At 38.1% G+C, this 12,783-nt stretch carries 8 protein-coding genes; all 8 read left to right on the forward strand.

Annotated features, from left to right (window positions below; translation table 11 throughout):
- Positions 1 to 44: 44 nt before the first annotated feature.
- Positions 45 to 1,466, forward strand: a complete 1,422-nt coding sequence (locus tag B5X77_RS07295) for an MBOAT family O-acyltransferase (protein WP_079506624.1) — start codon at positions 45 to 47, stop codon at positions 1,464 to 1,466.
- A 28-nt stretch (positions 1,467 to 1,494) separates the two neighbouring features.
- On the forward strand, positions 1,495 to 2,673 hold the full coding sequence (locus B5X77_RS07300) for a DHHW family protein (protein ID WP_079506626.1): 1,179 nt from the start codon (positions 1,495 to 1,497) through the stop codon (positions 2,671 to 2,673).
- A gap of 215 nt (positions 2,674 to 2,888) precedes the next feature.
- On the forward strand, positions 2,889 to 5,840 hold the full coding sequence (locus tag B5X77_RS07305; RefSeq protein ID WP_079506628.1) for a PA14 domain-containing protein: 2,952 nt from the start codon (positions 2,889 to 2,891) through the stop codon (positions 5,838 to 5,840).
- Positions 5,841 to 6,096: 256 nt separating this feature from the next.
- The gene (locus B5X77_RS07310; protein WP_079506630.1) at positions 6,097 to 6,810 is read left to right on the forward strand and encodes an IspD/TarI family cytidylyltransferase; all 714 of its coding nucleotides are present in this window, start codon (positions 6,097 to 6,099) and stop codon (positions 6,808 to 6,810) included.
- Positions 6,807 to 7,832, forward strand: a complete 1,026-nt coding sequence (locus B5X77_RS07315; RefSeq protein ID WP_079506632.1) for a ribitol-5-phosphate dehydrogenase — start codon at positions 6,807 to 6,809, stop codon at positions 7,830 to 7,832. Before B5X77_RS07310 ends, B5X77_RS07315 begins: the two co-directional genes overlap by 4 nt.
- A 36-nt stretch (positions 7,833 to 7,868) precedes the next feature.
- Positions 7,869 to 9,032 (forward strand): CDP-glycerol glycerophosphotransferase family protein, encoded by a 1,164-nt coding sequence (locus tag B5X77_RS07320; protein WP_079506634.1) that lies wholly within the window; start codon positions 7,869 to 7,871, stop codon positions 9,030 to 9,032.
- Between the two features lie 125 nt (positions 9,033 to 9,157).
- Positions 9,158 to 10,285: a CDP-glycerol glycerophosphotransferase family protein gene (locus tag B5X77_RS07325; protein WP_257391778.1), complete on the forward strand. Its 1,128-nt coding sequence runs from the start codon at positions 9,158 to 9,160 to the stop codon at positions 10,283 to 10,285.
- 57 nt (positions 10,286 to 10,342) lie between these two features.
- Positions 10,343 to 12,622, forward strand: coding sequence for a bifunctional glycosyltransferase/CDP-glycerol:glycerophosphate glycerophosphotransferase (locus B5X77_RS07330; protein ID WP_079506638.1), 2,280 nt, complete (start codon positions 10,343 to 10,345; stop codon positions 12,620 to 12,622).
- The last annotated feature ends 161 nt before the right edge of the window (positions 12,623 to 12,783 follow it).

Consider the following 12,783-nt stretch of genomic DNA (forward strand, 5'->3'; position numbering starts at 1 on the left):
TAGAAGAGGATTTTTAAAGCCTGCTAATAGAAGGGGAAGAAATCATGTTATTTAGTTCTACGGTGTTTTTATTTGCGTTTTTGCCTATTGTTTTTTTATTGTACTTTTTAGGTCATCCTAAGCTTAAGAATATGATCTTACTTGCGGCAAGTTTGTTGTTTTATGCTTGGGGAGAACCGAAGTTTACAATCATCATGCTTCTATCCATTTTAATGAACTATGTTTTTGCTTTGATTGTCGATGCAAAAAGAGAACATGGTACAGCTGTTAAATGGGTTATGTCCATTATGGTGCTTGCAAATTTACTTTTATTGGGCGTATTCAAATATGCCAACTTTATTGTTGATAATTTGAATGCTCTGATTGGCACCACTATTGAAATTCCTTCAATTCCATTGCCGATTGGGATTTCCTTTTTTACTTTCCAGGCGATGAGCTATGTCATCGATGTGCACCGAAAAGATGGTAGGGTACAAAAGAACCCAATCAATATGGCCCTTTATATTTCTTTATTTCCACAGCTGATCGCTGGTCCAATAGTACGTTATCAGACAGTCGCTGATCAGATTAATAAGAGAATAGAAAGTCTGGAGAAAATTGCTGAAGGGGTTAGAAGATTTCTGATTGGTTTAGCAAAGAAGATGTTTCTGGCTAATAATGCCGGTCTGGTCGCGGATCAAATCTTCTCACAGAATCCCGGAGAGATGTCAGTAGGAATGGCATGGATTGGGATTATCGCTTATTCCCTGCAGATTTACTTTGATTTCTCTGGTTATTCGGATATGGCGATTGGCTTAGGGAAGATGTTCGGGTTTGATTTCCTTGAGAACTTTAACTATCCATATATCTCAAAGTCAGCAACGGAATTCTGGCGCCGCTGGCATATTTCCCTCGGAAGCTGGTTTAGGGATTACTTGTATATCCCTCTGGGCGGGAATCGAAAAGGGGAAATAAGGACTTATATGAACCTTTTCATCGTCTGGTTTGCTACAGGCCTGTGGCATGGAGCGAGCTGGACGTTCATAACCTGGGGTCTTTATTATGGGTTCCTGATTATGTTAGAAAAAGCATTCCTGTTAAAGTTATTTAAAAGGATTCCAAATTTCCTGCAGCATATTTATGCGCTATTGATTGTTATGATTGGATGGGTATTCTTCCGGTCTGAAACTTTTACCTACGCATTTGACTATATTAAAACAATGTTTGGTTTAAATGGTATCGGATTATGGGATGAAAAAGCCGCATTCTATACCTATGAGCATGGAGTTATTCTGGTACTGGCTATAATTGGAGCTACTCCTATAGTTAAAATGCTGCTAGATTGGCTGTCTGCTGAAAATCAGAATAACGTCGCTAGTATAGGTAAAAATATTGCTTTAAACTCATACTATGTAGTTATTTTTGTACTATCGGTCATTTATGTGGTTTCAACAACCTTTAATCCGTTTATTTATTTCCGTTTCTAAAAAAATTAAAGGGAAAGGGGTGTGAAAATTGCCTTATAAAATGAAAGATCTTTTTATAGTATCTGTATTTTTTGGTGTGATTTTTTTCTTTGGTGCTGCTGCACTACTGTCAAACGACAGAGCTTCTTCGCAGCTGGAGGGAAGAACACTAGCTAAAAAACCGGTTGCTGACCCGGATGAAATGGTCTCAGGCGAGTACTTCAAAAAGTACGATCGTTATTTTTCAGATCAGTTTCCCTTACGTGATAAATGGATTGAAGGGAATGCCTTTATAGACAAAAATGTCTTAGCAAAAAACTATATAAGAGGTATTTACATCAATGATAATGGCTACATGATTACGCCTATAAATCCTCCGAATAATGGAAGTTCCATCGTTAATATTAATAAGACAATGAATTCATTTTCGGCAGACTTAAATCGAAGTAATGTAAAGACCTATTTTGCCTTAGTTCCAAATAAGTCTACGATGATGGAGAAGGACCTGCCTGATTATATTGAAAGCCATGCTAATGAACTGACAGATAAGCTCTTGAATGGCTTTTCAAAAGATGTCAGGGCAATTGACTTCAGGGAAGAAATGAACACCCGGATGGAACAGGAGAATAACCTATATTTTTATACTGACCATCATTGGAAGCCAAAGGCTGCCTATTATGCATACGAAAGAATAGTTAATGAAATGTCAGGAGATTTTCCACAGATTGGGAACCCGGTTAAAAAGGATTACTTTGAGTGGAAAGAGCATCCTGCCCCATTTTATGGGTCGGAAGCAAGAAAAACAACAGAAGTAAACGCTGCTAAGGCAGACACGATTACACTTGTGAATCCAAAAAATGAAAAAGAACCTTTAACTGTGTGTTACGGTGGATCCTGTGATAAAACATTCTATGATCTAGACGTCCTCGAAGCTAAGGATGTTTACAGTAATAAGTACGTAACATACATGTCAGGGGATGTTCCAGAAGGAATTATTAAGAATCCAAATGTTAAGAATGGGTTAAAGGTACTTATTTTAAAGGATTCATACGCGAATCCGATGATTCAATTTATGGCCAGGAGCTTTGAAGAGACAAGACTTCTTGATTTGAGAAAACATGATAATCTGGATGTAAATCAGTACGTTTTAGAAAATGGAATTGATGCAGTAGTCTTTGTTCACAATATCAACTCGATTGTTGTTACTCCTGCCTTCCTCAACCTGTAAATTTACAACTCGAAAGACCGGATTTCTATCTGGTCTTTTTTTTGTTTCGAAAAAGACAAATTTATCGTTTCTTTTACAAGTTTCGATAAATTAATAGGTAATTTTAAGCATTTTTAATAAAACTATTAACTTTTTTGAAAGAATTTAGGATAATAATAGAGAATTATGAAAAAGGAGGAGAGTTTGCTATTAATTTTCGACAACTGAATAATCCTTTGTTCTCATTGTTTTTTTTGATATTATTGGCATTTGGCTTTTCAGGCAATGATGTTAAAGCGGCTGAAGGGGATTGGACTGCTTCTTTTTACCCGAATATGACTCGGAGCGGAACACCAATAACCAAGACATACAGCAATCTGAATCTATCTTGGGGATCGGGTTCACCTGACTCAAGAATTCCTTCAGATTATTTTTCTGCCAAAATATCAAAACGTGTTTCAGTCAGTGAACCAGGAAATTACCGGATAAGTGGAGTTGCAGATGATGGAATTCGCATCTATGTTGACGGTGTTAGAAGGTTCGATTACTACACAGATGGAGTGCATAGATTCAATAACGAATTCTACTTATCGCAAGGAACTCATGTTGTGACCATTTTGTATTACGAACGTAAGTGGAGTGCATCATTGCAGGTCGACCTGGAGAGAATCCAGGAGCATATTTCTTCCGATAATTGGAATGTATCTTTTTATCCGAATTTTAGTCTTAGCGGGACACCGATCACTCGAAGTGTCGGTGATTTGAACTATTATTGGGGACATGGTTCGCCTAGCCCATATATCCCAACAGACTACTTTACGGCAAAGGCATCCAAGCGTGTTTCTGTCAGGGAACCAGGGAAGTATAGGATTAAAGGTCTTGCAGATGATGGTGCCCGGATTTATGTTGATGGTAAACGTAGATTCGATTACTGGACTGATGGAATTCATCGTTTCAACAATGAAATCTATTTAACCGAGGGTACCCATGTAATTACTATTGTCTACTATGAACGTAAATGGAGTGCAGCTTTAGACGTTGACGTGGAAAAAGTAGAGGAACAGCCTCCAACAGATAGCTGGAAGGCTACATACTACCCTACAGTGAATTTTGTAGGAACTCCTGTTGTACGTTCAGCCAACGAGCTGGATTTTTATTGGGGTTCTGGGTCACCTGCATCTGGTATACCTACAGATAATTTCTCTGCTGTATATGAACGAAAGCTGGTGCTTGATTCACCAAGGACATTCAAGCTCTCGGGATTAGCAGATGACGGAATCAGAGTATACATTGACGGCATAAAACATCTTGACCTTTGGGCTGATGGTGTAAATCGTTTTAACAAGGACATTTCACTTACTGCTGGTACTCATATTGTTAAAGTAGAGTACTATGACCATAAATGGAGTGCAGCTATTGATTTGGATTTACAAGACATAACGCCTGTCAATGTTCCGCCGGGATACTGGAAAGCGACATTGTACCCATCTGCAGATTTAACTGGAACACCGGTAAACGCTGCATACCAGGATTTAAACTTCTATTGGGGAAGTGGTTCACCGCATGTGAATATCCCAAGCGATAATTTTTCTGGAGTCTTTGAAAAAACGATTACAGTAGCGCAATCCGGAAATTACCGTTTTGTCGGAAAAGCTGATGACGGTGTCAGAGTCTATGTAGATGGCGTAAAGAAAATCGATTTGTGGAGAGATGGCGTCCAGACAATTAATACTCCAATTCCGCTTTCTGCAGGGAATCACCAGGTTAGAGTAGAGTACTATGACCGTAAGTGGAGTGCTGCTCTAGATTTGCAGTTAATAGAGGATTTTTGGGATGCTAAGTTTTACCCTAATTCAAGCTTGTCTGGAACTCCAGTTAACCTGGCTTACAACGAGCTGAATCTTGCATGGGGTGCCGGTTCACCGCACACAAGCATTCCTGTTGATGAATTTTCTGGTGTTCTTGAAAAGCAAGTCTTTATCGATAAGGCAGGCAAGTATAGTCTTACGGGAAAAGCTGATGATGGAATCAGAATTTACGTCGATGGCGTGAAACAGCTGGATTTATGGAAAGACGGAGTAAATGAGTTTAACCATAATATAAACCTGTCTCAGGGTCTTCATACCATAAAGGTAGAATATTATGACCGTAAATATAGTGCTACTCTTGTGATGGACTTAAAAGAAGTAACCATTCGTAAGGTAACTACCTATACACAGTATGATGTAACTTATACTGAAGCGCTTAATAGGCAAATAGGTGTTTCTCAAACCGATAAAAGATACGATGCATACGTAAGAAGTGATGCGCTGATTGTAGATGCTGCCACTCCTAATGTGGGATATGTCAATGGGGCTGGCTGGAATGTCCGAGGAGTGCCAGTAGATGGATGGGTCCTTGGTAAGTTGAATGATAAAGAAAAAGTTACAATTTACTCAAAAGCTAAGCAATCAGATGGGTATGACTGGTATAAGATTTATTATAATAGAACTTGGGTAAATCCTAGTCCAACAGATATCTCTTACTACCTGAATCCTAATACGTTTGCACTGGGAAGTTCACAAAGCTATCAGTTTATTAAACTATCTCAGCCGGCTGATTCTGATCCAACCGAGGTTAACCAAAAGGTCCTAACCAACAAAGGTGTTCTTTCTGGTAAAGCTTCTGTGTTCCTGCAGGCTGGCAGGTCCTACAGCGTGAATGAGATCTATCTAATTTCTCATGCATTGCATGAAACAGGAAATGGAACATCAAGGCTTGCCACTGGAGTTAAGGTAAACCAGAAGCGCGATGCAAATGGCAATGTCATGATTGATCCTGCTACTGGTGAAAAGGAAATCGTAGTCTTGGATCCTTCTGCAACAAGTTATGAAGCAATTGTTTTTAACATGTATGGAATTGGTGCCTTTGATAGATGTCCTTTAGAGTGCGGCTCACGGAAGGCCTTTAACGAAGGTTGGACAAGCGTTGACAAAGCGATCATTGGCGGTGCACAATTCGTTGCTGAGAAATATGTCCATGTTGGACAGGATACTTTGTATAAAATGAAGTTTAATCCTGCTAATCCTGGAACGCACCAGTATGCGACAGATATAGGTTGGGCAGTTAAACAGACTCCTAGAATCTATAATATTTACAGTATGCTAGAAAGTTATTCTTTGATTTTTGATGTTCCAAGATACAGATAATGCTTCTTTGCATGATAGAGTTTTCTCTATCATGCTTTTTTTATTTATATCCGTTTCACTGTAATTGTAAACCGCTAAATTAATTACTTAGCATGGAATGGTATGTCATTTTCGTTTCCTTGAAAAAGAAAATAAAACAGTGTATAGTTTTAAATGAGTTTTTATGTCAAAGTCTGTCGCAGACTGACGTTCATATTTTTATCTAAATTCAGAAACGTTAGGCATTTTAAATTAAATAAGGAAAGAGGTTAGGAATGTGATTTATGCAGAAATTCTCGCGGGCGGAAAAGGTACACGCATGGGAAACATCAATATGCCAAAGCAATTCTTAACATTGAATACTAGGCCTATCATTATTCATACGATTGAAAAATTTTTGCTGAATGACCGGTTTGATAAAATAATTGTCGTATCTCCTAAGGAATGGATCAACCATACAAAAGATATCATTAAAAAACATATTGGTCCTAATGACCATATTGTGGTTGTACAAGGTGGCAACGACAGAAATGAATCAATCATGAGTGGAATCCGCTATATAGAGTCTACCTTTGGACTTGAAGATGATGATGTAATTGTTACTCATGATTCTGTACGTCCTTTTTTAACACATAGGATTATTGATGAAAACATCGACGCTGCCCTCGAATATGGAGCAGTCGATACGGTGATTGAGGCAATCGATACGATCATTCAATCTGAAGATGGCGAAGTGATTTCAAATATTCCGGTCAGGGATCAAATGTATCAAGGTCAAACTCCTCAAAGCTTTAACATTAAAACATTGGTCGGACATTACGATTCTCTTTCTAAAGAGCAAAAGGAAATCTTAACGGATGCTTGCAAGATCTGTGCTCTTAAGGGAGAAAAGGTTAAGCTGGTTAAGGGAGAAGTGTTTAATATAAAGGTAACTACTCCGTATGACTTAAAAGTAGCCAATGCTATTTTACAGGAGCGGATCTCACAATGATAAACCAAGTTTATAGACTCGTTTCTCCGCGCCAGTTTGAAGTCACATATAAAGATCGTTCGCTGCAATCCGACCGTGTTGTTGTGCGACCGACACATTTATCTATTTGCGCAGCTGACCAGCGTTATTATACAGGTACTCGAGGAAAAGAGGCACTAGCCAAAAAACTTCCTATGGCTTTAATTCATGAGGGAATTGGAAAAATTGTATATGATCCTAATGGTGAATATAAACCTGGAACGCCTGTTGTATTAGTTCCTAATACCCCTATGGAGCAAGATGAGATCATCGGAGAGAACTATCTGCGGTCCAGCAAGTTTAGATCTAGTGGCTATGATGGTTTCATGCAGGATTATGTATTCATGAAGAGGGACAGGATCGTTACTTTACCAGAGGATTTGGATCCGCATGTAGCTGCGTTCATCGAGTTAATTACAATCAGCATGCATTCGCTGATTCGCTTTGAAGCAAAGGCCCACTCCCGCCGAAATGTCTTTGGGGTATGGGGAGATGGAAATCTTGGATATATTACATCGCTCATCTTAAAGAAGCGTTACCCAGAAAGTAAGGTTATGATTTTCGGTAAAACTCCTTACAAGATGGAACACTTTTCTTTTATAGATGAAGCGCATCAAATCAATGAAATCCCAGACGACCTGCGTATTGACCATGCGTTTGAATGTGCGGGCGGAATTGGAAGCCAGTACGCTATTAATCAAATTATTGATTATATCCATCCCGAAGGGTCAATCTCGATTTTAGGTGTTTCGGAATATCCAGTAGAGATCAATACGCGGATGATCCTGGAGAAGGGGTTAACTGTGATTGGCAGCAGCAGAAGCGGACGAGCAGACTTCCAGAACACTGTTGATTTCATGAGGGAGCATCCAGAAGTGGTTGAATATTTATCTACCCTGGTGGGATCAGTTCATGAGGTAAGAACCATTCAGGATATCATTGATGCATTCGAAAAAGACTTAACTACTTCATGGGGCAAAACAGTAATGGAGTGGAAGATTTAATAATGGTGGTCATGGAATTGAAAGGCAGGCTCAAGGATGAAAACCTTAAGGTATTTGCCAACTATACTTGTAAAATGGCTGGTTAACACTTCCTTTAGCCTGATCAGCCTTTTCTTTAAGGTAAAAGTGAAAAAAGTGACATTTGCTTCATATCGAGATACAGAATTGAAAGGGAACTTGGCCTTTATTTATCGAGAGGTAAATGCTAAGTATCCTGATTATGATATACACTTTTTATTTAAAAAGTTAGACAGCTCCAGAATAGGCAAGCTTAACTATCTTCTTCACATGTTAAAGGCCAGCTACCACCTTGCCACCTCAAGATATTTTATAATTGATGATTTCTACTTCCCTGTGTATGCAATTAACCCGCGTAAAGGAACCGATATCATACAGTTATGGCATGCAGCAGGTGCTTTTAAAAAGTTTGGTCTTAGTACCACTGATAAACCGTTCGGCCCAAGTACAGATTATTTGAAACACCTTAAGATCCATTCAAACTACTCAAAGGCTTATGTAAGTTCAAAGGAAGTTGTTCCTTTCTATGCAGAAGCATTTGATATGCCGAGCGAGAATATCTATTCTCTTGGGATACCCAGGACAGACTACTTTTTTATGGAAGATGTGCATAGTCAGCTAAAGGACAGCTTTTATAAAACATATCCGGATTTGAAGGAAAAAAAGCTAATTTTATATGCTCCCACTTTTCGGGGAAAGAGCCACTATCAAGACCAATTTGAGCTACCCTTGGATTTTAAAAAAATGAAACAAATTCTCAGCGATGAGTATGCTCTGATTGTTCATCTTCATCCTTACATGAAAGGTCACTTGCCTGATCAAACGGGACTTGAAAAATTTGTATATCATATTCAAGGTGACTATAAGATTGAAGAACTGCTAGTTATGTCAGATCTGTTAATTACAGACTATTCCTCTGTGATTTTTGATTACAGTCTTCTTTGCAGGCCAGTTGCATTTATAGCCGATGATTTAGAAGAATACAAAGCAGAAAGAGACTTTTATTTTCCATTCGAAAGCTTTATTCCCGGTCCTTTTTTCACTGAGTCCGAATCACTTTCTAGGTGGATCAATAAAGGTGAATTCGATATACAGGCAGTCGTTGGCTTTAGGAATCGTTTCTTTGATTATCATGATGGACAATCAAGCAAGAGAATTGTTGAGCATTTTATGAATAGCTGATCAGCTGCAAAGGGGATTATAAATTCCCTTTTTTCATTATTTAGGACAAATGGGGAAGACTAATGGGAAAAATAAAGCAAAAACTCATTAATAGTATAGAGGTACTTAGGAGGAATAGAGGTTCTATTTTCTATCGCCTATTTTATACAAAGGGTTTTAGGTTATTATATAAGATGTTCTGTTTAATGCCTTTGGACACACGAAAAATAATATTTGCTTCTGATAGCCGGACAGATATGAGCGGGAATTTTCAGTTTGTTTATAACGAACTGCTTAATAGCAAAAAGAAATACAAATATCAGTTTATGCTAAAAGGCGGAACAGCTGCGCGAAAATCTTATAAGGAAATTATTTTACTTGCCTATCACTTGGCTACATCAAAGTTTATCCTGCTGGATGATTTTTATCCAATGGTCTATCCGTTAAGAATCAGACAGGGTGCAGAGCTGGTTCAGCTCTGGCATGCAGTAGGTGCCTTTAAGACGTTTGGGTACAGTAGAGTAGGTTTGCCAGGTGGGCCATCAGCTGATTCATTGAACCACCGAAATTATACTAAAGCGATTGTAAGTTCGAGAAATGTAGCAGAACATTATGCTGAGGGATTTGGAATTAGTATAGATAAAGTTGTCGCGACTGGAATTCCACGAACAGATATCTTCTTTGATGAGCTTCATAAAAAAAGAACTAGAGAACGATTATATGAAAAATACCCATTCTTAAAGGGAAAAAAAGTGATTATGTTTGCTCCAACCTTTCGTGGGCCTGGACAGCAAACAGCATATTATCCGATTGAAGAGCTGAATCTCGACAAACTTTATGATGCTTTGAAGGATGACTACGTTTTTCTTGTTAAAATGCATCCCTTTGTTAAAAACTTTTGGAATGTTCCTGATGAGTACAGTAAATTTTTCTATGACTTTTCATCATACCGGGAGATTAATGATTTATTGTTTATAACGGATATTTTGGTTACTGATTATTCTTCGGTTTGTTTTGAATTTGCTTTGCTTAATAAACCAATGGTCTTTTTTGCGCCTGATGTCGAGGAGTATATCGCCTCAAGAGATTTCTATTATAATTATTTTTCATTTATCCCCGGCCCGCTGGCCAGAACAGATGAAGAGTTGATTTCAATTATTACTGAAGAGAACTTTGAAGAGCAGAAACTTCAATCGTTTATCGAATATTTTTATGACCATCTTGATGGGAAATCCAGCGAAAGAGTGGTCAACAGCTTAATCATTAATAAATAGCATTTTATACTGCTTAAGCAAAACTCTGTAAATTGGTTAAAAGAGGAGTAAGTCCAGATGAAACTTCAAGATATAAAAGTAAGTGTAATCACACCTGTGTATAACGTAGAGGATTATCTCGAGGAAACATTGGATTCACTTGTAAATCAAACGTGTAAAAATATCGAGATTATCATGGTTGATGATGGATCAAGTGACCGGAGTCCAGAGATAATTGAGAAATATACCAAGCTATACGATAATATAGTCTTTATCAAACAAGAGAACTCTGGACCGGGTGCAGCCAGAAATAATGGGCTGGATGTAGCGAGGGGGGAGTTCGTTAGTTTTGTTGATTCTGATGATCTGCTGCCGCTTGATGCTTTGGAAACTATGTATAATGCTGCAATCGAGCAGGAAGCAGATATTGTTACCGGTGCTTCTCTAAGCTTTAATAGTAAAGAGACTTGGTTTATTGGCAGTCATTTGAATAATGGGGTGTACCGTCCGGGAGAAAAAAATCTCATTGCCAATCAAGAACTATTGTATTCCCTTGGACCGTGCAATAAGTTATATCGTCGTACATTAATACAGGATATTCGTTTCCCATTGGATATCAAAGTGACCGAAGATCAGCCGTTCGTCATTGAAGCATATCTAAGGGCAAGAAAAATGTTTACGGTTGATAAAATTATTTATAACTATCGCTCAAGAGAGACAGAAACGAATATTTCCTTATCACAAACGGTAAGAGTCAAGTCAGTAAAAGTTCTTTCTGACATTTTTAAAAGCCTTAAGCTTTCAGACCAGCTTTGGGACAAATATATCGAAAATAAAGAAGCAAGATTCGCGGTTAAAACAAGTTATTATCAGCGTATTGTCCTTGCTGATATTTGGCCTGCTGTAAGAAGTGCACTCAATAGCAAAAAATGTGATGTCCAGGTAAAATCCTTTAAAATGGTCCTGGAATGGGCAAAAGAAATGGATATACATTTATTCAATAGTGTGACCGAACTTCACCGTGTCATGACCTATGAAATTGCTGATCGGTTTTTAAGCTTGTGCAAGGAATCCCAAAAGCTTTATTTAGAATGGCTAAAGGTGGCTTTCGCGAAATTCAATCCGGGTTCTTTGCATCAGCTGGAAATCTCCAGAAAAAAGGCCGTTTTCCTTGCAACAAAGAAGTCAGCTAAAAAGAATAGCCTTATGCCGATAAGGACTTTTCTATTAAAGCGAAAAATTAAAAAGGTAAGAACATTGGGCAGAATGGCTGTTGCTCGCCGTATCGTCCTGCCATTAGCAGGATTGCTGCCCCAAAAGAAAAAGATTACGTTTGCCAGTAATAAGTTTCCTGTGCTGGCAGATTCTTTCCTGGAGATTTATAAACAGCTAGTAGAACTGCGACCAGGTTATGAAATAAAAGGACACTTAAAGAAAAAGAAGACTTTTAAGGATTTTTGCCGACTTTACTATGATATGGCGACCTCAGAGTACGTAATCCTTGATGACTACTATCGTCATTTGTATAAACTGAAACTTCCGAAACGTACTGAAGTTATACAAATATGGCATGCTGCCGGTGCTTTTAAGAAATTTGGCCACAGTGCAGTTGGCTATTTGGAGAGTAATACTCGAGAGTTTGAAAACCAGGCTCATCAATCTTATACGAAAGCTGTCGTCACAAGCCAGGAAATAGTTCCGCACTATGCTGAGGCGTTCAATATGCCGGAAAAAGACATTTATCCTCTTGGATTGGCACGTACCGACTTTTTCTTTAATAAAGATGCTCTTGAGTACAATCGGGAAAAGTATTATGGCACCTACAGCAAATTGCGAGGGAAGAAGGTTATTACTTACGCACCTACCTTTAGGGGAGGGCCGGGTAAAAGATCTAATTTCCAAATGAACCTAGATTTAATAGGAATGGCAAAAGAACTAGGGGATGAGTATATCCTTGTTTTAAAGCTGCATCCTTCGGTAAATAGAAATGTGAAAATTCCTGAAGAGGCCCAGGAGTTTGTTATTAATATGAGCGCGAATGATATCAGTAATGTTTTAGCAATAACCGATATCCTAATCAGTGACTACTCATCGTTGGTGTTCGAGTATGCATTGCTTGAGCGTCCGATGATCTTCTTTGCTTATGATTTAAAACAGTATTTAGAAGACAGAGGATTTTATTATGAATATACAGATTTCGTTCCAGGTCCGATCGTCTCAACGACAGAAGAAATTATTGAATTGGTCAAGAAGGATGATTTTGATTTAGAAAAAGTTAAGGAATTTAAAGAGCGCTTCTTTGACCATCTGGACGGACAATCTGCAAAAAGATTTGTGGAAACACTTATAAAACCATAAAATAAGAATCCTGACTTCGGTCAGGATTTTTATTTATTAACGGAATTTGGTTTTAGTGGTAAGCACATTTGCTTAAATGGGTTTGAAATAACTACTTTTGAGTTATATAATGAAGAATGGGTTAATTTTAAGTTAACCTTTTGTTAATTAATTTACCTGTT

It is taken from the genome of Mesobacillus jeotgali (assembly GCF_900166585.1).
Classification (GTDB): Bacteria; Bacillota; Bacilli; order Bacillales; family Cytobacillaceae; genus Mesobacillus; species Mesobacillus jeotgali_A.

Excerpts from the sequence above, each read along its gene's own strand:
- B5X77_RS07315 (WP_079506632.1), top strand. The coding sequence starts at position 6,807 with ATGATAAACCAAGTTTATAGACTCGTTTCTCCGCGCCAGTTTGAAGTC.
- B5X77_RS07295 (WP_079506624.1), top strand. The coding sequence starts at position 45 with ATGTTATTTAGTTCTACGGTGTTTTTATTTGCGTTTTTGCCTATTGTT.
- B5X77_RS07330 (WP_079506638.1), top strand. The coding sequence starts at position 10,343 with ATGAAACTTCAAGATATAAAAGTAAGTGTAATCACACCTGTGTATAAC.
- B5X77_RS07320 (WP_079506634.1), top strand. The coding sequence starts at position 7,869 with ATGAAAACCTTAAGGTATTTGCCAACTATACTTGTAAAATGGCTGGTT.